Origin of the sequence: Paenibacillus sp. FSL R7-0128, from assembly GCF_038002245.1 — a bacterium.
GTDB classification, from domain to species: domain Bacteria; phylum Bacillota; class Bacilli; order Paenibacillales; family Paenibacillaceae; genus Paenibacillus_AQ; species Paenibacillus_AQ silagei.
In genome coordinates this window covers 2869710-2894990 of the sequence record NZ_JBBOCD010000001.1, presented here as the reverse complement: position 1 = coordinate 2894990, position 25281 = coordinate 2869710, and the positions used below count along the sequence as shown (strand labels likewise).

The following is a 25281-nucleotide window of genomic DNA, read 5'->3' as shown; positions in this document are numbered from 1 at the left end:
AAAGCGAATACATCTGAATTGTACTCTGCGGGGAGACGGGCTGAAACCTGTGTGATTATAGTTGATAGACTTACAAATTATAGTTGATAGACTCAGATTATAAATTTACATGCAGAGACTCCCTGTATTCCTGGGGTGTCATTCCCGTCATTTTTTTGAAGAACCGGGTGAAGGAATGGTGGGCCTCATAACCGACATACAGCGCCACATCGCGGATTTTGAGCGTTTCATTTCCCAGCAGCTCCTTCGCCTTGACAGCCCGGCATTGATCAATGTACTCAGACAGGTTAATACCCTGCTCCTGCTTGAAGAAGCGGGACAGGTACGACGGATTGAAATAATGCAGCTCGGCCAGCCGCACCAGAGACAGGTCTTCGCCCAAATGGCTGTGGATATAATCGCAGATCCGTTCAATAACCTCCGAGGAGCGTTCCTTCTCGGCTGTGCTTCTCCGCTCGAAGAGATCGGAGGCCAGCCTCTCCATATAATAGATGCCCTCCCCCAGGGAAGAATGCTCGTCCAGCCGCATCAGCTTGCCATATTCATTGACAAGGCCGTAGAGCTCCGAGCGGTTCATATGGGACAGCAGCACAAGGGCAACTGTATAATACAGCTCGGCGGCTTCTTCCACGGAGACGCCCGAATGAATGCCTTCCCGGATCTCCTCCAGCGTCTCAGCGAACCGCTCCCGCCGTCCGGCATCCAGATGGGCCGCAAGATTCTCCACCCGCTGTTGGAGCCGGACCCCAGTCTCACGGACTGCGTCAGACTCCGGCGGACCGCTGCGGTCAATCTGCACCATGGAGATGCCGTCCCCGATCTTCATCTGCTGCAGCCGGTGAAGCCGCTCGTAATGGCGGCCGGTCTCTGTCCAGGCACAGGCCGAGCCGCTGACCGTAAAAGCAACCGGCAGGCCCAGCGTCTGCCGGCAGGATTCCTGGATCATCTCCAGCGTCCCCTCCAGATACCGCGCGAAATTCACGCCGAAGGCAGCCCCGGCATTGTGCAGAGGCTGCAGCAGCCACAGGAGATCCCCGTGCCTGTCAAGCACCCAGGCATGCCGGGTCATCTCCGCCAGATGGGAATTCCAGATCAGCCGGGAAGAGGTCAGAAGCTCACGCCGGTCCATGTAAGAGATGCCCTCCGGGTAGGTAAGCCGTCCAAGAACGAGCATGACCGGGGTATCCGCATTAAGGCTGATACCCAGCTTGCTGAAGTCTGCACGTAACGCATCCGTATCCTTACACAAGGCCTGGCTGTCCTGAAGCAGATGGCGGAGATAATCGCCCTGCGCCGCCGTCTCCATGGAATCGCGCTGCTCCCTGGACTGCTCCAGCAGCTCGCTCAGCATATTGCCCTGCTCAATCTCCTGCAGCACCTCCTGGACCGTCTCAATAATCTTGTCGAAACCCTCGGTCTTCAGCAGATAACGGGCCCCGGGAAGCTGCAGTGCACTATAGGCATAATCGAATTCACTGTAGCCGGTCAGAAAAACAATCCGTGACCGCGGCCAAAACTCCCGGATTTGCTCAGACATCTCCAGCCCGCTCATGCCGGGCATGCGGATATCGGTCAGCACAATATCGATCCGGGTGCGCGAGAGCCACTCCAGGGCCGCTTTGGCCGAATAGACCTTGTAGACATCAAGCTTGTCCGGAAGCAGCTGGTTGAACGCCTCGTATAAGCCGTCTGTTATTATCTCTTCATCATCAACGATCAATAGTCTGTACAAGACCTTCACCTCCCGTCAGCCTAATCCGGATCTCGACCCGGAGGCCGTTTAACATGCTTCTGTCCAGGAACAGGCCGCTGCCTTCCCCGTAGATTAATTGGATACGCCGGTGGATATTGCTCATGCCGGTGACTTCATGCGTTCCGCCGTTCTGATTCAGCCGCCTTCTCAGGGTCTCGATCCGTTCATCGGTCAGCCCGCTTCCGTTATCCTCAACAATAATGCGAATCTCCCGTTCCTCCTGTTCAAAAGAAACCCGCAGCTCCCCATCCTCCGCCTGCTTCTCCAGACAATGCTCATAGGCATTCTCGATAATCGGCTGGAGAATCAGACGCGGAACCCGCAGCTCCTCCATGTCTTCCGGCAGCTCATCGAACTGAACCTGAATGCGCCTGGAGAAGCGCATCTTCTGGATCTCCGTATACATCCGGGAATGGCGCGTCTCCTCCGCAAGCCGGACATTATCCTCTCCGTTACGGGTGATGAACCGGAAATATTCGCCCAGCATGCCGGAGAATTCCTCAATCCGGGAGCTGTCCCCCTGCTTCGCCAGGGCGCTGAGAATGAAGAAGCTGTTATAGAGGAAATGCGGATTGATCTGTGACTGGAGCTGCTTCAGCTCCGCCCGCTGCATCATCAGCTTCTGGGTGTAATCCTGGTCAATCAGCATCCGCAGCCGGCTGAGCATCTGGTTGAACCGGAGATACAGATAGCCGAATTCATCCTTGCGGCCATGGTCAATCTGAATATCCAGCGAGCCGCTCTCCATCCGTTTGAAGCTGCGGATCAGGACAAGCAGCGGCTTCTGGACGAACTTATAGGTTGCGTAGGAATAGATCAGCACCGCCAGGAAGGACGCCGCCGCGAACAGCCAGGCCCAGACCACGAACTTGGTCAGCGGCCGCTTGACCGCCTTCTCAGGCAAATAGGTGGCCACAGCCATCCCCAGCTTGTCCGAGGTGAAGCTGTCAATATGATACCGGATTCCTTCCAGCTCCCAGTTGTACAGATTCCCCTCATCGATTGCCTGGTGATAGCTCTCAATCAGCTCCGGGGAGCTGTTCTCTGTACCGAGTGCATAATCCGTCAGCCGCGAGACCAGCAGCGAGCCGCTCTCCTCGTAGGCGCTAATCGCCCGGAGCGAATCCTTCAGCTTCTCGTTGTCCAGCTCAATCTGCACGATGAAGAGCGGAGGCTCATTCCTCCTGCCGCTGGATTGGGTAACGCTTAGCTCCAGGAAGTTGTTCCAGTTGATCAGCCGGCCTTCTTTTCTGAGATCGACGGACCGGAAGAAATTGAACTTGCTGCTGTCAAAATCATCGATGCCGTTCATCGCGGACAGCGTTTTATTAATGGTACGGATATGAACGAACACATCGCCGATGTAGGCGCTGCTGTTCTTCAGGGAGGTGAGCCGCTGCGTGATGTAGTTCAGGCTCTCCCGCTTTTGAACATCGTCCATGTAATTCCAGGTCACGGCAATCTTGTTCAGCTCGGTATCCTGGGCAAGATCATACTGCTGGATCTCCATCCACTCCACCTCGCGGTTCAGGTCCTCCAGATAATAGGTTAACTGCGACAGGGTCGCTCTGGACAGGTCCTGACTTGCATTCCTGTAGCTCCAGTTGTAGAGGTAGAGTCCCAGCAGCAGAATCGGCAGAATAATAGCAAGATAAGTGACAACCATCCGGATAAAAATCGTGTGGCGCATCGACACCGCAGGAAACTTAAGCATGTGTACCGCCTCCACTCGTCTGCTCAGGTCCGGTCATTTGCTGCTCCCGCCCTTCTCTGCGTACCAGTCGTTGACCTCAGCCGTAATCTGCTCGCCGCCCAGCTTGTTCCACTGTGCCACGAAATTATCGAACCCGCTGAGCGGTCTGCCCTGAATGATATCAAGAAAGGCATCAATCTGAAGATTATTTAGAATATTCTGCTTCTCGATCATCGTCTCTGTAGGTGCGCCGACGAAGCTCTCATAGAGCAGCTGAGATTTACGTTCATACCCGTCCAGGATGGAAAAAGCACCCGAAGGCCCGTACGTCCGCTCCCAGCCCCAACCTGTCTCGCTGTCCGCACCTCCGGCCTCGTAAGCGGCAATCCGCTTCTGGATCGTCTTCGCTTCATCCTGAAGCACGGAGGCATCGCCGGTGCGCCGGAAGGTCTCCAGCTCCCGGAAGGCCTCCAGGTTCTTCTGCACTGGAAACGGCGTCACCGGCGACAGCTTCCACACCGCCTGCGGAGCGTTATAGTACCGCTCCACCTCACTCGTAGCCCCCCAATTCTTCTCCAGATGCAGGTTAATCAGCTTAATCAGCGCCTCCGGATGCTGGACGCCTTGCTTGACCGCCAGGAACTGGTTGGTGCTGAACGGAAGCGGCACCTTCGGCGCGGCACCCGACTCCGAGACCAGCGGGAAGGCTTGCCACTCAGCCTGCGGATTATGCTCACGGCTGGACTGCACGAGGAAGGAGCCCCACTGCTCCCCATACATCATTCCAACCTGCTCATGCTCAATCCAGTCGCTGGCCTTGACCCCGTCCTTGAAGGCGAATTCCCTGTCAATCTGTCCTGTCCGGTACAATTCCTGAAGCACCTGGAGGGCATGCTTGACCTCCGGCTGGATCCCTCCATAGACCAGCTTGCCGGTCTTGTCCTTAATCCAGATTCCGGGATACGCACCATAACCGGCCATGAACCCGGTAAGTCCCATGACCGGGTCCCACAGATATTTGGTGACCGCAAGGCCATAGGTATCATGCTTGCCGTTACCGTCAGGATCTTGCTGCGTAAACGCTTTCGAAATAGCCAGCACCTCTGCCATCGTCTGCGGGGGCTGCAGGCCGAGACGCTCCAGCCAGTCCGTGCGAATCCACAGGAACATCGCGCCCTCAATGGACGAACTGGTCTCCGGGATCGCCATAAGCTTGCCGTCAAGGGTAACCGTCTCGAACGGGCCCGTTCCTTCCTCGCTCAGCACCTTGCGGGTTAACGGGGTTGCATACTGGTCATAGACTTCGCTCAGGTCCTGGATCAGCCCTGCATTGCTCAGCACCCTGAGCTGCGAAGCATTCACCCGCACAATATCAGGGATATCCCCGGAGGCCAGAGATACCCCCAGCTTGCGGGAGTAGATGGAGCTCCACTCCGTCCAATCATAGGTGACCCTAATGCCGAGCACCTCTTCATACAGCTCGGTCCAGCGGTTATGCTCCAGCGACTCTCCCGGCAATTCCTTCAGTATTTCTTCCAGCGCATCGTTGTTCTCACGTACGAACGACAGCTGGATGGGCGGATCATATTTGCTTAGACCCGGCTCTTCATATAACGAAGCGCTCCCCGGCTGTCCCTCAGGAACCGGAGAACGCTCCGCAAGGTTATTGCTTCTCTCACAAGCGGTTAACAGTTGTACGGCCATGCATGCAGCGACAGTCCAGGCCATTGTATTCTTGATTGTTTTGGGCACCAGTTGCAACCTCACTTTGCAAGATTATTTATTACCGGAATATTATATTATCCCGGCAAAAATAATGAAATTGTAAGGTGCATTTCTTGTTTGGCTTACCCGTTCTTTACCAATCAAGTGGAAACGGCTTTGCCGTCCTTTTTAAGGACGGTACCGTTTCAGCGGAAAATAGAAGGATAAGTTATCGTGTGCAACATATAAATTCTTATATTTTTAAAAATCTGTGACCGCCTGGAAGGCCGGTTTGGGCTGATGCTGCCTGTCGAACAGCATCGGCGCCTCGGTCCGCTCGGTCGGGAACGTGCTCAGCCAGGTATGATCATCCGCAATGCCCCAGAACATGACCCCGCTTAACAGCTCCTTCCTGTCTCTTAGAGCAGCGAATAGCTCGCCGTACCGCGTAGCCTGCCGCTGCAGGATATCCTCAGGAACTACAGGGCCGACATCGCTAAGATCGTTATAGACATACAGGCTCATATCCAGCTCGGTGATCTGATTATCAAGGCCGAGGGCATGGAACTTCTCCATGGACTCGATAATACTCTCCACCGAAGGATAGTCCAGATTAATATGGGTCTGGTGGCCAACCCCGTCAATCGGCACCCCCTTCGCCAGCATGTCCTTCACCAGCTCGTAGAGCCGGTCCCGCTTCTCGGGATTATCTGTGCCGTAATCATTAATATACAGCTTAAGCTCCGGCCCTCCAGCCTTGCGGGCCGCCCGGAAGGCTGTCTCGATGAATTCGGTGCCGGTAATCTTATACCAGTCGCTGGCCCGCATGCCATCCGGGTCATTCGGCTCAATCACCTCATTCACTACATCCCAGGAGGAGATGTCCTCCTTATACCTGCCGACCACGGCAGTGACATAGCGGTCCAGACGCTTCAGCAGCAGCTTCTTGTTCGCTTCGCGCCTCGCCGCATCGGTCTCATCCGCCATCGCCCGGCCGGCTTCATCCCGGAAGAACCATTCCGGTGTCTGGCTGTGCCACACCAGGGTGTGGAAGCGCAGCCCCATGCCGTTCGCCTTCGCGAAGGCGACGATCCGGTCGGCCCGTTCCCAGGTGAAGGTGCCTTCAGCCGGAGCGATCGCATCCGGCTTCATGGCATTCTCGGCCACGAGCCAGTTCACATGCCGCTTCAGCAGCTCGGCTGCGGGACCCTCCAATTGGTCCGGTTCCACCGCAGCTCCTATAGGAAAATAATCCGCATAGGCTGCCGCCAGCCGCGGAGCCTCCTGCTGCACCGGAGCTTCTGCCGCAGCTTCAGGCGAAGCTGTAGGGGCAGCGGACGGAGTCCCGGCGGGCGAGGCCGCCGGGGATGACGCTACATTCCCTGGCGGGGATGCAGCAGGAGCCGCATCCCCGCCAGGAGCGGAGCAGCCGGATAACCATAGAAGCGCGGCTGCGAAGACTATACTCCGGGCCAGTCTGGCCGGAGTGCTTGTTCTGTTCTTTTGGTGCACAGTCATCCTCCTTCTACGGTTATCCCACAATCCCGGTACGCTCAATACTCTCCACGAAATACCGCTGCACGAACAGGTAGATAATGATCAGCGGCAGAATCGCCAGCAGAATCCCTGTATCCTGGACCATGCTGAGGTAGAACGGATCAGCCTTGGAATTGGCGCCGTCCTCCAGCAGAATCGCCAGATTATACGGCAGCGAGCCGAGCTGGGTCGCCATCACCTTGCTGGATGTCAGATAAGTCGTGGTGAAGAAGCTGTCGTTCCATTGCCACACAAACGAGAAGAGCAGTACCGTAACAATGGACGGTATCGCGTTAGGCAGCATGATCCGGTAGAAGGTCTTGCCTACCCCGGCCCCGTCGATATAAGCCGCTTCCTCCACCTCTTTGGGAATCCCCCGGAAGAACTGCCGGAAGATGAAAATGTACAGCCCCGCCTTCAGCGAATTCGCCGTAGCAGAGGTTAGAATAAACGGCCAGTAGGTGTTGAGCAGATTCACCGATTTGCCGCCCGTTAAGAGCGGAATCAGCCCCATCAGGCTGAAATCCTTCAAATTCAGGTAGACCGGAATCAGAATCGTGATCGGCGGAACCAGGATCGTCAATATGACCCCGGCGAACAGCAGCTGGCTCCCTTTGAACTTCAGCCGGGCGAAGCCATACCCTGCAAGCGCGCAGGAGATGGCGGTCAAGATTGTAGTCAACGCCGACAGGGTGAAGGTATTCAGCAAGGCCTGCCAGTAATCCATTATTCCAATCGCTTTGACGAAATTGTCGAGCGTGTAATTCTCGGGAAGCCAGACGACAATCGGTGAATACAGATCGCTCTTGGCCTTGAAGGCCGTGGATATCTTCTGGAGTACCGGATAGAGGATCACGAACGACAGGCCTGCAATGAGCGTCAGCCGCACGAAGGACCATATCCATTTCTTCCAGCGTTCGAGCGACAGTAAGCGGGTCGCATGCATTAGTCCCATCCTCCCTTTAATCATAGTAGAAGACCTTCTTCGAGATCAGATAGCTGCTGACGGCCAGAATTAAGGCCACTGCGGCGAAATACAGCCAGGCCATCGCAGAGCTTAGACCGAAGTTGAACTGGGTGAAGCCGGTCTCCCGGATCAGGTCAGTCATGGCGTTATTCGAGAAGGAATCGATAATCGTATAGATGGAATTCACCAGAATGAGCGGGCTGACCATGGGAAAAGTGATTTTCCAGAAGGCCTCATAGCCGGTTGCCCCTTCCATCTTGGACGCCTCATACAGCTGCGGCGAGATGGTCTGGATGCCGGCCAGGAAAATCAGAATCTGTACGCCGGACTGGCTCACAATACTATAGATGCGGCTCACGGCGCTGGTCAGATAGTTCACTACCCATTCGCTTAAGCCCGCATCCAGCATCAGCCCCTCCAGCTCGAAGGTGCCCAGTCCCTGAATCGCTCCCGCTCCGGCATTCTGATCGTTGACCGCCTGAATCAGGCTGGTGCTCTCCAGGCTCAGAATGACCCCGGAGGCCAGAATAACGGGCAGGAAGAAAATCGAACGGGCCAGCGATCTGCCGATGAACTTCTGATTCAGCAGCACCGCCAGGAACAGGCTGAAGATGACGATCAGCGGCACATTGATGACCATATTCATAATGGCATCGGCCAGCGAGCGGTTGAATTCGGTATTCACCGTCAGTGCTTCGACATAATTCTGGAAGCCGCTGAAATGAACAATCAGTCCGTCGGAATTAGCCTGCACCGAGCTTAAGCTGTAGCGCAGCGAAGACAACAACGGAATCAGGAAGAAGAAGATGAACCCCAGCAGCCAGGGCAGCACATAGAAGAAGCCCATTAATGCCTTTTGCTCTTTGTAGGATCTGCGGTCCAGTCTAAGTATGGATTTCAAGATTGCTCACCACCCGTAATATAGCTTTCGGCTTCAACCGTCCGGCCTTCGGCAAGGACTGCGGTCTTATTGTAGTTGACGATGACAGATATCCCGTTACCGTAAGTGCTTTTATAGACACCGTCTGCCAGCTTCTCATGACCCGTCAGCCGCTGATTCTGAACGTTCTTCATCACTCCGTTCACTTCAGTGTACATATCGGCTGCCTGGTTGATCCACTGCTCGTAATTGACCGCATACAGGTTATCGAAGTCGGTATCCTTCACCTTGTAATTAGGCGCATACATCCATTCATAATAGATACCGGAGCCGTACTCCAGACTCTTCAGGATATACTGCCTTGGATTCGTGAACGTTGACAGGTTGTAAGGCTTGCCGGTGTAATTCACATATCCCCGCACCACCATCGGATAGAACGGAATCTCCTCATCCTCCAGCTTGAACCGGCTGCTGGACACCGGAGCATCCGTAATGTCAGAGAGATACGGGAGGGCGTAGGCATTCCCGCCGTCCGCGAGAATGCGCAGGGACTGTCCGGTGATCTTCTCCAGCGATTGGACCGATATCTGCTCGGACGCAGACCGGTCGATTTCTTGATTTTTACGGAAATCGCTGTTCAATTGATCGGCCATATCCCTGAGTGAGATGCCCCCGGTCTGAAACGGCGCAATCTCCTTCAGCGTGGCATCGACATATCCGCCGACCCTGCTTGGCGAAATAATGTAGGCAGGCGTGAAGGAACGGTCCCGCCGGTTCAAGGCCATATTGTACGGATAGACAGCTGCCGGAATCTCACTGAGCATCCGGGAAGCCTTCTGATTAATACGGAAGCCGGAGGTCTGGTTCGCCCGAAGCAGAGCCACGTCAGGGAAGAGCTGAATATCTTGCTCCTTAGCGTATGCTGCCAGCCGGTTCAGTCCCTTGCTGCCGCCGATCGCCTGATCCACAGACAGCCGGTCCGGCACCTTGTGATCGAGGCCCCGGTTGAACCAGCCGGCATATTTCAGCTTGATATGATCAATGCCGCGCTGCTTCATCTGCTCCAGAATGCTCTGGGCCTCTTCGAAGGTGGTCAATGCCTCCAGCGATTGATACGGAATACCCAGGACATGCTTGGTCTTCGTGATTCCGCCCACCAGCTCCAGATAGAACGGCGTATTCACAGGAGCTTCTGCGGAAGCTGCCGGCTGCGCCTCAGGCAGTCCGCCATGCTCCGCCAGATAGCTCTGGTAATAACGCGCCATGCCCGGATAAGAGGCCTCTGCTCCGCTCAGGAACGCGTAACGGACAACATAATCTGTCTTAGGCGGCTCCTGCTGGAATTTCGGCAGGGTGCGGTTCTGATCGCTTGACGTCAGGGTAAGATCTCCCTTCGCAATCAGGGTGAAGCTCGGATACACATAGTTGTATCCATTCAATCTGCCGCTGGTATCCGCGTTGATGGTAGCCAAGGACGCACCTTGTTCAATAATGCCCAGCATGGCGCCTTCCTCCCGGATCAAGCCGAACACCGGCAGCTTGACCTCCTGCTGCTGCGCATAGGCATCTGTGGTCTCCATCGTCCCGTCCACACCATATACCGCCTGCTTATATGCGGGATAACGGATCTTTCCGTTATTGAAATGAATCAGCGCTCCTGAGCCGTCCGGCACCAGGATGGAACCCGAATCCTTGCTCCCTCCGGCACCCAGGAAGCTCAGCAGGGAGATGTCATTCACCGGATAATCCGCAGGATAGCGGATATCCGCTGCCGGAACCTTGACGACCAGCTGATCCCCGTCCAGGGCGTATTCAATGGCGAGCTGAAAAATACGCGGCGCAGGCTTGGTCTGGCTGAGGTTGTTCTCGGCGATGTCCTGCTGCAGATCTTCCTCTGTGTACCCCGCCTTCTCGAAGCCCTTCAGGGTCCGCTCCAGCTGAAGCCCCTTCAGCGCTTCATCGTTTCGCGTATATACCCCGTTCTCCTCATCGAAGGTGTAGGCAATTTTCATCGTCCGCTGCCCGGTCTTATCCATCTTGCTCATGATCTTCTCCTCGAACCGCTCCTTGCCCATCTTCATCGGCAGATCCTCCGCTGTTGCAGCGGTCGTTCCGAACTGGTAGAAGACCTTGACGCCCTCCGGCGTCAGTTCCATCTTCATTTGCTTATGGGCCACGCTGTCCGTATATGAATTGACAGAGCTGACTTGACCCAGGTTGTTATAGAAATCCAGCTTGAGCTGCGCGGACAGCAGGTCTTTATTATCCCCGCTGGCCTTGGCATCCGCTTCACGGTCCAGCGGGTTGCTGTACCAGACCGTCCCGTCCGACAGATTCTTGACGGCAATCCCTCCGGTAGCTTCATCCATGAACAGCCGGAGCTGCGCGTTCTCGAGCACCCCTGTCATGCCGCTCACCCCACTATCGGTGAAGGCAGATTTCAGCGCGCTCCCTTCCGTAAAGGACACTTCAAGATTCGGTTCATGCCCGCTGGCCTGGCTGCCTGAGCTTGACGCCGAACAGCCGGCCAGCACACTCATACTGAAGAGAATCGAGAGCAGCATGATTAACGGCTTCCTCATTCCCGGTCCTCCTCCTATCTCCTCAAGACAATTTCTTGGTATATGGTCGAGACGAATGCAATCATCTGCTGAACCAGACTGAAGAACAGCAGGGTCAGGAAAGCCATGAAGGCCATAGCGAGCAGCGTCAGCAGAATCGTCCCGATCGTTTTGGACGGAGAGAACTGATGAACGGTCATAATGCCCACATACAGCAGCAGTCCCGACCAGAGAATGGCAAAGTTTTTGAAAAAGTAATAAAAAGAGCTCTCCTGGGCCGAGATGAAATTGCTGATCCAGATCCATGGAAAATTAATCAGGACAATCGGAACCAGGGCGAAGCAGGTGGTAATAAAAATCTCCGTGAACTTCCCCTCCCCGTCCATCAGCGTAGTCAGCGACCAGTTCGCCACACACCAGAACAGAACAGGAACCAGTACATAGACCGCTTCCAGCAGGCTGTTCAGATACCGGGGATTATTCATATTGACCAGGAACCCGCTGTATTGATTGCCCAGAACATTCGTCAGAATCAGCATAAACAGAATGCCGAAGGAGATGATCAGACTGGTTTTTTGACTGCGTTCATATTTGAGGTCCCAGTATCCGTTGAACGGATGAACCATCACATACAGCGGATGTTGCAGCGCTTCTCTGTTCAATGGAGCTCCACCTTCTTTCTGGCCTTCATTTTCCGGTACATTCTCAGGCCCAGCCATAGGGCTACCAGCGCGATCAGAGCCGTCATAATGGTGGAGAAATGTCCGCGAAGCACTTCCTTACGGTAGAGCAGGAACGCTTTGGAATAGTTGGTCCGGTCCATGCTGCGCTCGAAATACTCCGCCGACTCCTTGTACTCGCCTTGCCGCAGATACGCCTTGCCTATACCCGCATAGGCATACTCCATATTCGCATTCAAGTTGACGACCTTGCTGAACTCCTGGGAAGCCATCTCCTCATCACCGTTATAGTAGCTGCGCACAGCACTGTTCAGCGTTCTTCCATACTCTGTGGTCTGGAATACCGTGATTTCACCCAGCGCCTGATCCAGCACCAGAATATCGTCACCGCTGTGCTCAATGGCAACCGGGGTGTTGAATTCACCCAGACGGTTACCAATTCCGCCGAAAATGTACAGCAGATAGCCGTCCCCGTTGTACGTGAACACCCGGCCCCGGCTGGCATCCAGCACCGCGTATATTTCACTGTCGCTCACATCAATATCCACGAGCCGCGGGGCACCCCCTGAGCGCGTGGAGTAGAGCAGATCACCGCTGGGCTTGTAATAGCCCTCTCTCCGCAGAATATCCGCCCCCTGCGCGTTCAGCTTCTTGATCGGGTCCCCGTAATCGTCACCGTTGGTAGCGTACAGAAAGCCTTCATCATTAATATCCAGATTGGTGAATTCGGTAGGCGTATACATCACCATCTGCTCACGCTGCGCCTTGGTGGAGATCGATTTCCAGAAATACTCCACCGCATCGACATGCACCCGGTTCGCGCCAATGAACGATTTGAACACACCATCCGCCCCGAATTCCATGAATCCGTCGAAGACGCCGGCCGACATCACATAGATGCGGTCCGCTTTGTCTACGGCTACACGGACAGGCTGAAATTCAAAGTTCGCCTGCAATAGCTCGGACTTCGGGGCTTCAATGATCCCCACGGCCTTGAAGTCGCTGTCGAGATGGACGATACGCTTATTGCCCGTATCCGCAACATAAATCTCCTTCTGCTGCGTCACATAGATGCCCTGCGGATTGTTGAACTTCTCCGCCTTCCCCTTGAACTGGAACGCGTCTACCGTCTTGACGGATTTGTAATCCTGATCCAGAATCACAAACCGGTTATTGCCGCTATCCAGAACATAGATCTGCTTATCCGCCGTAACCTGGATATCCTGCGGATTGTTGAATGGGCCCGCACCGGAGCTGGCACCCGTGATGAGCGTAGTAGCCTCGTAGGCGGACGGAGCCGCCACCGCATTCCCCCAGTATGAATAATTGTAGGAAGGGGCTGCGCTCTCTGCCAGGGCCAGCTCTCCGCCAAGCCCCAGACTGACCAGGCAGCACAAGGCCAGCAGACCGGTTCTCAGTTTCTTTATCCTTGCGACCATTGTCACCGTTCCTCCTCTCTACTCTTTCATACCGGATGTGGCCATCGTCTGGATGACACTGCTCTGTGAAATAATGAACAACAGAATCGGCACGGTCATCAGCAGCAGAGCGACGGCCGCTCCGACCCCGGCACGCGCAATCCCGCCCTGGATGACCTGGCTGAGCGCGTAGTGAAGTGTCTTCAGGTTCTCACTGTAGATGAAGCTTCCTCCATCTGTGCCCCACAGCGCCGGAAATTGCAGGATCATCAGCGTCAGCCAGGCCGGCTTCACATTCGGCATTACGATTTGCCAGAACACGCGGTACTCGTTCGCACCGTCGATTTTGGCTGCCTCAATCAGTGCATCCGGGATCTGCTCCATGAACTGCTTCATCAGGAACAAACCTAGTGAAAAGGCCAGTGACGGTACGATAATCGCCGCCTGGGTATTGATCCACCCCAGCTGCGACATGACCAGATAGTTCGGTATTGCCGTAACATGCGGCGAGAACATCAGGGACAGCACTACAATCTTGAACAGAATGCTGGAGCCCGGGAATTTGAACTTGGCCAGCGGATACGCCGCTGCCGACGCCAGCAGGATATGTCCTGCGGTCCCTACCAGGGTGATCAGCAGAGTATTCGCAATGTATCTGGTGAACGGCACCCAGGAATTGCCCATGATCACCATCAGATCGGTAAAGTTCTCCAGCGTCGGGTTCCGCACCAGGAATCTCGGCGGGAAGATGAACAGCTCATCCAGCGGCTTGAAGGCATTGTTCACCGTGTAGATCAGCGGAAGAACCATGAACGCGCCGAAGCCCAGCAGCAGGCCGAAGAGCATAAAGCTGACAGCAAAGGAACGGTTCAGTCTTTTTTGAGGGCGAAGGGCCCCTATCACTCTTGAATACAGGGTCATTCACCCACCTTTCGAAGCAGCTTCTGGGTCATCATGTTGGTTCCGAGCATAATTGCAAAGAGAATAGTGGCAATCGCAGAGGCATAGCCCATCTCAAAGCGCAGTGTCCCGTAATCCATCAGATGCGTGACCACCGTATGTCCCGCATAGTTAACACTCGGGAAGCCCGCCAGCGCAATAGAGACTTCGGCCACCGCGAAGGAGGCGGTAATCTGCATGACCGCGCCGAACATCAGCTGCGGGCGCATGGACGGCAGGGTAATGAACCACAGCTCCTGCCAGCGGTTCCTGATCCCATCCATCGCCCCCGCCTCGAACAGCGTCTGGTCCACGGTCTGAAGTCCGGCGATGAACGCCAGGAAGCTTGTGCCGAGACTCAGCCAGAGCTGCACAATGATGATAATGGGGAGAATGTACTTCTCATTCTGCAGCCATATAATCGGCTCCAGCAGCACCCCGATCTTCATCAGGAAGCCGTTAAGATAACCATAGCTGTCCCCCGAGAAGACAATCAGCCAGATGAAGAACACATTGCCCGAGATCGAAGGCGCATAGAAGACCAGCGTCATCAGCGACCGGACAAAGGGCGACAGCTCATTAATCAGCCAGGCGAACAGGAAGCATGCGATATAGCTTAACGGGCCTGTGATCACAGCGAACAGAAAGGTGTTCTTCAGCGCGATCATGAACACATCATCGCCCAGCAGCAGCCTGGAATAGTTCTCCCAGCCGATGAATCTCGGCGTCTCCAGCATATTGAAGTAGAAGAAGCTCAGCCCGAAGGAGACGACCACCGGGATCACCGTGAACAGGAAGAAGATGATCATATAGGGACTCATCATGAAATAATAATGCTTGCTCTTCTTGATATCTCTCCATAATTGCGCCAGGCGGGATTCCTTGACCGGACCGCCAGCCAGCCCTGGCAAGGCTGGTTCAGTGGTATTGTGTATTTGTACCATCAGCTTACAGCCTCCAACCTAATACGGAAGTTTGAATTCCTTCCGTTTGATCTGAATTTCATCGTTAATGTAGATCAGATAATCCGACAGGGCTTCACGCGGATTCACATTCCCGTTGACCACCTTGCGGAACGCATTGTCCAGATGCCGGCCTGTGAAGTAGCCGCCCGGAACCTGAGGGTTACCCTTCACCCATTGCCACTGGCTCTCCAGTTCCTTGTAATCCTTCACCGGCCACGGCAGCTCCTCCAGCGCTTCAATGTTCGCGGTCGGATAACGTGCCGCCGCTCCCATCAGTCCTTCCATTTCCCGGCCGTACTGGACCTGGGTGTCCTTGTCTGTCCACCACTTCATGAATTCCCAGGACGACTCCTTGTCCTTGGCATTCTCCAGCAGCATGACACCGGTTGTATGGCTGGCCACGCTATGGTCCACCGTGCCGTCCGCCTGCTTCGTTCCCGGCACCACCGTGAATTCCCACAAATTGCGGATTTCCGGCGCCATTACTGTCAGGCTGTTATAGATCGTATAATCGGCAATCCCGATCGGGATCTCGCCTGTACGGAAACGGTTCGGAAAGTCCACCTTCACCGGGAACTTGTAATTGGTATAGAACTGGGTCCACTTGTTAAATTCACTCATGGAGGTCTCCGAGTTCAGCGCGCTTCGCTTCTGGTCGTCCGTGTAGAGCTGCCCGCCGTTCTGGTAGAGCAGCATGGTGAAGGCCGCATTGGGCACCAGCGTCGCGTTGTTCAGTGTATCCTCCAGGGGAAGATAGAACTCCAGATTATGTCTCTGCAGCACAGAGACGACATTGTAGACTTCCTCCCACGTAGTAGGGGGCTCCAGGCCAAGCTCCTGCAGAATATCCTTCCGGTAAAAGAGCATCGGGAAGATCTGCTGCTCAGGCAGCCCGTAGACGCTTCCATTGTACTTATAAGGCGTAAGGGCGCTGTCGCGGAAGCGGTCAGCCACTTCTTTGAAATCGGCGAACTGGGACAGATCGGCCGATGCTTTGCGCATCGCATAGTTCACTGGAAGATCCTCGCCGATCTGCATGGCTACGTCCGGCCCTTCGCCCGCCAGGGTTGCCGGCAGCAGAATGTTCGGAGGCACCAGCCTCAGTGCCACGGAGTTGCCCGAATCCGGCGTGAAGGTATCGTCAATCATGCTCTTCATCACTTGAGCCTGATCCCGGCCGGTCGAAATCCAGACCGTAATCGCCTTCTGGTTCTTCGTCACGTTACCGATACTGTCATAGTCTTCGGTATACGAGGCGCCATACGCTCTCAGCTCATGTTTCAGCTTCTGGAAGAAGGTCGCCTGCGCAGACGGAAGCGGCTTATCCGGCGCCGAGACCACCAGTGAATCCAGTGTCAGCGGCTGTTCCCGCACGCTAAGAATCCAGGTCCCCAGTCCGCCGACATTCGTCTTGAAGGAGACCAGCCGTTTGGCTACCGTGTCCGGATGCTTAGCCATATCCTCCAGCTGGGTAACCATCGAGTACAGCACGGATACCTTGTCGCTGCGTTCCCCGGTGGCCTGCTCCAGGTATTCGCCGACACCGCGGATAATCTCCGCCTGCTCCCGGAATACCTTGGTCATCTCCGGTATCCGCTTCTCCAGCTGATAGTCGCGGAACTTATCCGGGTTGTTGGAGGTAATCGCCAGAATATTGCGGTACATTTCATTCAAGGTCAGGACACTGGACTGGACGGTACGGACCAGCGGCGCGATATCGCCCAGGGTCACGGTCAGTCTCAGCTTGTGCGTCCCTTGTGTAAGATGGAACAGATAAGGCTCTTCCCCGCCGAGTACATTCATCTGCCAGCCGGGAGAGTAATTGAAGCGGATCTGCTTCATCTCGGTGAACGGATATTCACCATCAATAGTCAGGCTGCGGTTGGCATAGACGCCCCGGAGCTGATTCTGCTTCTCCTTGAGCGCTATCCGGTACAGACCTTCTTCAGGGACATCAATCTCCCATTCGATCCATTGCCCCGGAAGCTTCCAGTTGACCCCGCCGATGGTGTTAATCCTTAAATTTGAGACGGCATAAGGAACCACTGCCGGGCTGGAGCGGTCGGATAACGGGTATAAGGTAGGCGAGGATTTGGCGGATGCCGCTTCGGCCTGGACCTCGATATAAGGCTCTTGTACCGGCTGAAGGCCCTTAGTCTCATACTCCTGCTTAGCCTCTGCATAGGAGCGCACTGTCCGGTCCTGGAACAGCTCAATATAATCAATGGCCATCGGCTCACGGAGTGCGGTCAGCGACAGGGTCTGGTTTCCCTGCTCCAGATAGAAGGCATACGGCTCCTCATAGAAGCCTTCACTGTCCGCAATGACCGTGGACTGCCACACCGGCTGCTCCACCTGTCTGGGGCGCAGATCGTTGCCTCGGTCATCCTGCTTAATGACCTCCTCACGGTTCCCCCAGACCCGGTCGAAGAGCAAGGTATCCGCTCCCTTGAACGGCACCTCCCGGTTGATGGATAAGGAACGTTCAATGGACGAGCTTTTGCCTTCCACCGGATAATAATGAACCCGGATGTTGTACAGCCCGGATTCCGGAACCGGCACCTCCCAGGAGATGGTTCCCGATTCCTGGGTAATGACTGCTGCTCCGTCAAGCCCCTCGAATTGCTGCTTCACCTCAAAGACATCTCCGCTGCCGGGGGAATAGCTCTCCCCTTCGATGCGGATCTCCCGGTCAGGGCGCGGGGCATCCCCGTGTTGCTTCAGATAGGCTTCATAGCTGCCTTCTTCAGCATCCTGCGCGGCTGCCGTGAACTTGCCTACTGCGGGAGAGTCGGAATGCACAGGCTGCCCCGAGGAATTAAATATCCAGATCGTCCCGGCCAGCAGGACAACAACCAATATAATCGCTATGTTCCTGATTCGAATATTCAACGTACTCCTCCCTTTAAGCGATGGATCATAAGTTCATATATTTCAAGTTCCAGCTCTATAATTGCCGCAAGAATGGGAACAACAGTCCGCGGGGGACTGTTGTTCCATGCGGATATCCGTTTATTTTTTGTAGACTGCGTCTACAGAAGCCTGAACCTTCGCCTTGTACTTCTGAATGACAGTAGATGCCGAGGTTCCCTTCTTGAGTTCGTCAATCATCTCGTAGTAAGGCATGGTTGAGAAGGTATTATGGTTCGTGAGCAGCATGCCACCTTCGACCAGCTTGGCATTGTTGATATCATCCTCGTTGTCATACGTGCTCTCCAGGGAAGCCTGCTTCGGATAATCGTAGATGGACTCGATATCGTTGATCTTCTCCCAGATATACAGCAGCTGATCCGGATTCTCGGCCTTCTTCGGGATGGTCAGGAACTGGACATTGGATTCCACACTGTGGTATTCGGTAGCATTAGGTCCTTTTGGAAAAGGAACAAAGCCGATATCATAATCCTTCATATCCGTCTTGAAGCCGTTCGCCTCATAATCTGCTCCTGCATACATCAGCGTGTTCCCCTGACGGAAGAACTGCGCCGGTTCCTGCCAGTCCCCGCCTTCTGTCGGCCGCGCTACCTTCTCGGCACCCAGCTTGGCGATGAACTTGAAGACCTCCAGCAGCTTGGGATCATCGAGATTCTGTTTATCGTCAACGGTCAGATCGGTCTCGTTGGAGGCCAGCGCCATTTCCAGGAACCCGCCTGAGGCCAAGCCCCAAACATCAAGTTTCCCGTTGTTATCTGTATCCTTGTTCGCTTCTTTGGCGACTTGGGTGAAGGTCTCCCAGTTCCAGTTATCCTCGTTCACATATTCCTGGAGCGGCTTCATGCCCAGCTTCTTCATCAGGGTGCGGTTATAGAATACTCCGCTGATCAGGTTGCCCGCATTCTCCGAGAAGCCATAGCCCCGGCCCTCATATTGCGAGAATTCTGTAGTCATACGCTGATTGAAGGCATTCTCATTCTTGGTGTACTCGTCAACCGGCCAGAACATATCCTGCTTCGTCAGCACCGGAATCATATAGCCCTTGCCCATTCTGACAATATCGCCAAGCGGTTCACCGGCGACCAGTGAAGCCACAACCTTCTTCTGGTATTCACCGAAGTCCAGCGCGACATATTCAACCTTGAAATTATGCTTGGCCATCAATTCCTTCAGATTCTTCGAGCGCTGGATATTATCAGGATTGTCCTCGGGAATCGTCATATCCCACCAGGACACGATCTTGATCGTTCTGCCGCCCATATCGAAATCTTTTTCCGGTGTAGCATTGCTCGGCTCTGCAGTCGGTGTAGCTTCTGCAGTGGCTTCAGCTGCCGGAGCCTCCGTAGCCGCCGCCGGCTGGGCTGACGCTCCCCCGCCGGCGTTTCCGCCGTTCCCTGCTCCGCCACCGCAAGCCGTCGTTGCAGCTAATAACAACATACTAATGAATACTGACATTACTTTTTTTGCCCGCATGATCTGTCCCCCCAAGTATGAATGACTTACCTCGAAAGTTTAGCGCTTACATTTTCATGCAGCAACCCGTCTAATTTCAGGTGTTCACCTGTCAAATTATAGGTCCGGCCCGCAAGTCCTTATCCACCGGGCAACCGGATTTCGATCAGGTAAACAAATGGAGCCTGGTGCAAGAATTGCACATTGTAGCGCCCGGCTCTGTTGCACATAATGAATGAAGGAAGCTTAACTTCTCTCTGAAAGCGGGGTCTTCATGTTGTACAGAATCTTATGTGTAGAGCGAAACGCCCAAGTGCGGGAGATCGCTTCTTATATGGCAGGGAGCAGACTTAAGAATTTCATCATTCATGCGCATGCTGATTATTCATCCGATATTCTGCGGCTGATCCGCAGCGAGGGGATATCACTGGTTCTTCTGAATATCAGGGATGCTCATACGCCGGGCATGAGAGTCTGTGAGCAGATCAGGCAGGGAAGCTCCGTTCCGATTATTCTGCTCGGGGGCAGCGGAGATTTCGGGCTGGCGCGCCAAGCCTTACTCTATAATGTAAGCGATTACTTAACAGACCCGGTGGACCCGGCTGAGCTGGGCGGAAGTCTGGAGGCGGTTAGTCGGGTGCTGGCTCAGGCTGGCAGACCCGCTGCTGTAGAGCGGGATTATGCTCAGTTCACCATTCAAAAAGAGCCGTCCTCCCCGTGTCCGATCGTCAGTACGATCAAGCAATGCGTGGATGAGCAGCTCCATCATAATATTACACTCAAGCAGATCTCCGACACCCTGAACTTCAATTGCGCCTATCTCGGACAAAAATTCAAGCAGCAGGAGAAGATGTCCTTCAACGAATACCTTCTCCGCCAGCGGATGGAGAAGGCCAAGCTGCTGCTGGAAACGACCGACATGAAGATCTATGAGATTGCAGACGCTGTCGGATATTCGGAAATCGACTGGTTCTACAAGAAATTCAGAGAATACACGGGAACCAGCGCCAATGAATACCGCAAGCAATGCTTCGTCATTGCCTGAGACAGAGGGGGGGTGGAGGGAGCGGCCTGTGCGTTATGTATAATGTTGCGTTCCAGTTCGCACCTGCCCGCTCATCTGCCCACTTCTTCCGAAATCAGGTGCACTAATGCCCCTCATTCAGCTCATCTGCCCGCTTTTGATGAAATCAGGTGTATTAATACCCTTCATTCGGCTCATCCGCCCGCTTTTGATAAAATCAGGTGTATTAATACCCTTCATTCGGCTCGTCCGCCCGCTTTTGATAAAATCAGGTGTATTAATACCCTTCATTCGGCTCATCTGCCCACTTTTGATAAATTCAGGTGCACTAATGCCCCTCATTCGGCTCATCTGCCCTCTTTTTTCGAATTATGGTGCACTAATACCCCTCATCACTCTCTGGGTTTCCGTTTAGCCTCCCGTATTCCTTTCTTCCCACTCCTATAAAGTCCCGTTTTGTCTGCGCCCCTTGCTTCTCTCGCTCCCCCTCCCATGCACTTTCCCTTCTCGTCCGCGTTTCCTTCACCTGACAATAGATCAATAATTGGTGAGGATCGGTCATTGTAGGAAGATAGACGATAACTTATTATAGTTTCATACATGAAAGCGTTATCAATTGCTCCGAAATTGCTTTTCACTGCTTTTATTATGAAGGGGGATGACAGCCAGACAAGTTACTCGGGATTGCTTGCCCCGGCTTAGCTTCAGGAAGCAATCATACAAAGAGAATATGATGAGGAGTGAAACAATGCGCAGCCAGAGCATGAGAAGCAATTCGTTCCGGAAATTCCTTTACATCTCTCCCTTTATGCTTTTACTCGCTGTCTTTGCGTACTATCCGCTCTATGGATGGGTATATGCATTTTTTGACTACACCCCGCCTATCCCGTTATCCCAATCTGAGTTCGTCGGCTTCAAATGGTTCCATTCCCTGGTCGAGAATCAGGTCAAGATTGACCAGTTAATGCAGGTCATCTGGAATACCTTCGGCATCAGCGGACTGGGCATCCTCTTCTCCTGGCTCCCGATGATCTTCGCCATCTTCCTGACCGAGATCAAGGCGGTACGTTTCCGCAAATTCATCCAGACGGTCACCACGCTGCCGAACTTTATCAGTTGGGTGCTTGTGTACTCCCTCGCCTTCTCCATGTTCTCCAGTGAGGGGATGGTCAACGGCTTCCTGCATATGACTGGGCTGACCGATTCACCTACAATGTTCCTGCAGAGCTCAGAGCATGTCTGGTGGACCATGTGGGCCTGGGCTACCTGGAAGACACTCGGCTGGTCCGCCATTCTGTACATCGCAGCCATCATGGGCATCGACGAATCGCTGTATGAAGCGGCTTATGTGGACGGGGCTACCCGGATGCAGGTTATCCGCCATGTCGTACTGCCAAGCATGATGCCAACCTACTTCGTCCTGCTGATGCTCCAGATTGCCAGCTTCCTGAACAACGGATTGGAGCAGTATTTCGTCTTCCAAAATGCGTTTAACAAGGACACTATTCAGGTTCTTGATCTATATGTGTATAACCTCGCCATGGGCGGCGGCAGCTATTCCGTCTCCGTTGCGATCAGTATGCTGAAGAGTGTAATCAGCGTGGTGCTTCTCTTTTCGGTGAACGGGCTGTCCAAAATGCTGAGAGGAGAGGGCATTGTATGAGTGACAACCAGACCAGTCTTACGCCAAACACCCGGGAGATCGACATCACCAAAAAAACGGTCAAAATGCAGGTCAGCGCTACCGATAAAATCATCTCTACTATTATTTATATCCTGTTCTCACTGTTCGCCTTCATCTGCGTTTATCCGTTCTACTCGATCATTATCAACACGATCAGCGCGAACGACCTAAGCGCCAAGGGCGAAATTATTTTCTGGCCCAAGGGGATTCATTTCCAGAACTATGTCGATGTATTCAAAATCCCGGGTCTGGGCAATGCGTTCATGATCTCCCTCGGCAGAACTGTGATCGGTACACTGCTAACAGTCGGCGCTTCGGCCTTCCTCGGATTCATGTTTGCCCAGGAGGACATGTGGGGCAAGAAATTCTGGTACCGCTTCACCATCATCACAATGTTCTTCAACGCCGGGATTATCCCTTGGTATCTGACCATGAGATCGCTGCATCTGACGGACAACTTCCTGGCTTATATTCTTCCGTCCGTTGTTGCTCCTTTCTTCATTATCCTGGTCAAAACCTTCGTGGAGGCAACACCGAAGGAGCTTCAGCAGGCGGCCAGCATTGACGGTGCAGGAATCTTCACGATTTTCTACAAAGTCATTCTGCCGATCAGCAAACCGATCCTTGCAACCGTTGCCATTTTCTCGGCAGTCAACCAGTGGAACTCCTTCCAGGATACGCTCCTGCTGGTGACGGACAGCAAGCTCTACAGCCTCCAATTCATTCTGTATAACTACATCAACCAGGCGAGCTCCTTATCCACCATGGTCAACCTGCAGAATGCCGGATCGACGGCGATGGCAACCCTGGCGACCAAGCAGACCTCTACCTCCATCCGCATGACTGTAACCATTATCGTAGTCGCACCAATCCTGCTGGTATATCCGATCTTCCAGAGATTTTTTGTCAAAGGAATTATAATTGGCGCCGTGAAAGGCTAACGGACCTGCGCCATTATGATACATTAATCATTCGGGGGGCTACACATGAAAACACACATTAAGCTGGGCAGAAAGTCCGCGCTGTTACTAGGAACGACCATCCTGCTGGTAACAACGGCGTTAAGTGGTTGCAGCGGTAATTCCAACAATGGAGGAACTGCTGCGGGGACGGCCGAACCCGGAACACCTACTGAGTCATCCGATCCGGGCACAAGCACAGGCATCGATCACAGCAAACCTCTAACCATTACGGTTTTCGACAACGCAGCTAACTATCAAGGCGAGCAGACGGGATGGTACGGCAAGCTGCTGAAAGACAAATTCAATATCACGCTGAACATTCTGGCTCCGCAGGTAGCGGGCGACCAGCTGTACAAGACCCGCTCGGCATCCGGCGACCTCGGCGACCTCCTGATTATTGAGAACAGCCAGCTCGAGGAACTGATTCCGGCAGGCATGATTATGGATCTAACCGACATGATTAAGAACACGGAGCATCTGTCCCAATATGTAGACAATCACTTTAAGCCGTTCAATGTGGCCTTCGAGAAGCAGAATCCGGACGGTAAAATCTATGCTCTCCCGGCCTTCACCGCCGATACTTCGCCAACGACTTTCTCAGAAGAGCTGCCTTACTCCAGCCCGATTATGCCTTGGGATTATTACAAGGGAATCGGCGCGCCGAAGCTGAATAATCTGAACGACCTTATGACCGCTCTGAAGGATATGCAGGCTAAATATCCGAAGACTCCGGACGGTAAGCCGATTGTTCCGATCACCCTCTGGAAGGACTGGGATGGCGGAAGCATGGAGAATGTCCGCTGGCTGAGCAACTGGTATGGCTATGAGCAGCCGAACGGCACGACCACCATTCAACTGAATGCGAAGGGCGACATCGTGCCGATCGTGGACGACAACAGTATGTACAAGAAGATTCTGCAGTTCTATTATGACGCTAACAAAATGGGTCTCGTTGACCCCGACTCCCCTTCCCAGGACTGGAACAAGGTATCTGAGAAGCTGACTAACAAGCAGGTGCTGCTCCTGTGGTACTCCTGGCAGAGAGGGTTCTACAATACGATTGAACGAGGCAACCAGGGTGACGGCAACGTAGCCGTTCCGATCGGCGATACCCACCTGATCCAGAACAGTGATGCTTACTTCGGGAACGGCAGAGTGTTCGCCATCGGCTCCAAAGCGAAAGAGCCGGAAAGAATTATGGAACTGATGGACTGGATGTCTTCACCGGAAGGCCTGCGTTACTACACCAACGGCTTCGAAGGCTTCAACTATGAAAAGACAGCGGACGGCAAATTCAAGCTTACCGAAGTCGGCCAGACCGCATTCCAGGAAAATACCCCTGTCCCTGCTGAATACGGCGGCGGCGGTTACCAGGACGGCCAGAGCAAGGTCAACTCGATGATTATGAGTGATTTCGTGACCGACCCGGAAACCAAAGAATTCTACAACAGCACCTACTGGGCTTCCACCATTGAAGCGAACAAGACTGCGCTGACTACAGATTGGCAGAAGACCTATGACGCCACTACTCCGACCGAGTACTATACGAAGAACAACATGATCGATATCGTGCCGAATATCAATACCAGTCTTGGCTCCGATTCTTCTGACGTCAAGAACAAACGCAGCCAGATCTCGGATTATGTCAAGAACACCTCCTGGAAAATGATCTTCGCCAAGGACCAGGCCGAATTCGACCAGCTCTGGACCAAGCTGAAGAGCGATGTCGAAGGGCTCGGCTGGAACGATGTGTTCGCCGTAGACAAGGAAAGAGCAGAGAAAATCGTTAAAATGCGCGCTGATGCGGTTGCCAATAAGTAAGCAAATGAGCGTTACTGCGTAAGCTGTAAAAGTAAAAGAAGAGGCAGCCCCGGAGCCATGGAAATGGCTTGGGGCTGCCTTTTTTGCGCTTAAGTATGTAGAGCAACTTCTCCGGCTAATGAAGCCCCTCGTCGGCAATCTGCCTACCCATATCCAACCAATCGCTCCCTCATCACCAACCCGCCTACTCCTATCCAGCCAATCAAGCCCCCTCATCGGCAAGCAGATGGAAAAAGGTATCTTAATTTAGCGGATTCCGGCGTTTACAGATAAGCAAGTGGAAAAACAGCATCTAATATTGTTTTTTTACC

General features: G+C 53.9%; 17 protein-coding genes. 4 read left to right on the top strand and 13 right to left on the bottom strand.

What is annotated here, in order from left to right; genetic code table 11:
* Positions 1–97 precede the first annotated feature (97 nt).
* From NST26_RS11730 to NST26_RS11670, 13 genes are all read right to left on the bottom strand, one after another.
* On the bottom strand, positions 98–1732 hold the full coding sequence (locus tag NST26_RS11730) for a response regulator transcription factor (RefSeq protein WP_445323319.1): 1635 nt from the start codon (positions 1730–1732) through the stop codon (positions 98–100).
* Positions 1710–3467 (bottom strand): sensor histidine kinase, encoded by a 1758-nt coding sequence (locus NST26_RS11725; protein ID WP_036724908.1) that lies wholly within the window; start codon positions 3465–3467, stop codon positions 1710–1712. Before NST26_RS11725 ends, NST26_RS11730 begins: the two co-directional genes overlap by 23 nt.
* Positions 3468–3500: 33 nt before the next feature.
* A complete protein-coding gene (locus tag NST26_RS11720) occupies positions 3501–5174 on the bottom strand; it encodes an extracellular solute-binding protein (RefSeq protein ID WP_340980839.1) in 1674 nt (557 codons plus the stop codon).
* A gap of 237 nt (positions 5175–5411) precedes the next feature.
* Entirely contained in the window at positions 5412–6668 is a 1257-nt protein-coding gene (locus NST26_RS11715) for an endo-1,4-beta-xylanase (RefSeq protein WP_445323318.1), read from the bottom strand.
* A 13-nt stretch (positions 6669–6681) separates the two neighbouring features.
* Positions 6682–7632, bottom strand: coding sequence for a carbohydrate ABC transporter permease (locus NST26_RS11710; protein ID WP_036724912.1), 951 nt, complete (start codon positions 7630–7632; stop codon positions 6682–6684).
* Positions 7633–7648: 16 nt separating this feature from the next.
* Complete coding sequence (locus NST26_RS11705; RefSeq protein ID WP_036724913.1) at positions 7649–8554, bottom strand: carbohydrate ABC transporter permease; 906 nt, start codon at positions 8552–8554, stop codon at positions 7649–7651.
* Positions 8551–11115 carry a DUF5696 domain-containing protein gene (locus NST26_RS11700; protein ID WP_340979181.1) on the bottom strand — a complete coding sequence of 855 codons (2565 nt, stop codon included), beginning with the start codon at positions 11113–11115 and terminating at the stop codon, positions 8551–8553. The genes NST26_RS11705 and NST26_RS11700 overlap by 4 nt, the downstream gene beginning before the upstream one ends.
* A gap of 14 nt (positions 11116–11129) precedes the next feature.
* A complete protein-coding gene (locus tag NST26_RS11695; protein WP_036724916.1) occupies positions 11130–11756 on the bottom strand; it encodes a YIP1 family protein in 627 nt (208 codons plus the stop codon).
* A complete protein-coding gene (locus NST26_RS11690; RefSeq protein WP_340979180.1) occupies positions 11753–13213 on the bottom strand; it encodes a hypothetical protein in 1461 nt (486 codons plus the stop codon). The genes NST26_RS11695 and NST26_RS11690 overlap by 4 nt, the downstream gene beginning before the upstream one ends.
* Positions 13214–13231: 18 nt before the next feature.
* On the bottom strand, positions 13232–14113 hold the full coding sequence (locus tag NST26_RS11685) for a carbohydrate ABC transporter permease (RefSeq protein WP_036724919.1): 882 nt from the start codon (positions 14111–14113) through the stop codon (positions 13232–13234).
* On the bottom strand, positions 14110–15075 hold the full coding sequence (locus NST26_RS11680; protein ID WP_051477978.1) for a carbohydrate ABC transporter permease: 966 nt from the start codon (positions 15073–15075) through the stop codon (positions 14110–14112). Before NST26_RS11680 ends, NST26_RS11685 begins: the two co-directional genes overlap by 4 nt.
* Positions 15076–15093: 18 nt before the next feature.
* Complete coding sequence (locus NST26_RS11675; protein WP_340979179.1) at positions 15094–17988, bottom strand: extracellular solute-binding protein; 2895 nt, start codon at positions 17986–17988, stop codon at positions 15094–15096.
* A 120-nt stretch (positions 17989–18108) separates the two neighbouring features.
* Positions 18109–19500, bottom strand: coding sequence for an ABC transporter substrate-binding protein (locus NST26_RS11670; protein WP_036724922.1), 1392 nt, complete (start codon positions 19498–19500; stop codon positions 18109–18111).
* Between the two features lie 313 nt (positions 19501–19813).
* On the opposite strand from NST26_RS11670, the gene NST26_RS11665 reads away from it, so the two are divergent.
* The 4 genes from NST26_RS11665 to NST26_RS11650 all read left to right on the top strand — a co-directional run bounded on the left by NST26_RS11665 (position 19814) and on the right by NST26_RS11650 (position 24970).
* Positions 19814–20524: a helix-turn-helix transcriptional regulator gene (locus NST26_RS11665; RefSeq protein ID WP_051477979.1), complete on the top strand. Its 711-nt coding sequence runs from the start codon at positions 19814–19816 to the stop codon at positions 20522–20524.
* Positions 20525–21251: 727 nt separating this feature from the next.
* Entirely contained in the window at positions 21252–22166 is a 915-nt protein-coding gene (locus NST26_RS11660) for an ABC transporter permease subunit (protein WP_036724924.1), read from the top strand.
* Entirely contained in the window at positions 22163–23128 is a 966-nt protein-coding gene (locus NST26_RS11655) for a carbohydrate ABC transporter permease (protein WP_083684293.1), read from the top strand. The genes NST26_RS11660 and NST26_RS11655 overlap by 4 nt, the downstream gene beginning before the upstream one ends.
* Before the next feature lie 45 nt (positions 23129–23173).
* Complete coding sequence (locus NST26_RS11650; RefSeq protein ID WP_340979178.1) at positions 23174–24970, top strand: hypothetical protein; 1797 nt, start codon at positions 23174–23176, stop codon at positions 24968–24970.
* Positions 24971–25281 lie beyond the last annotated feature (311 nt).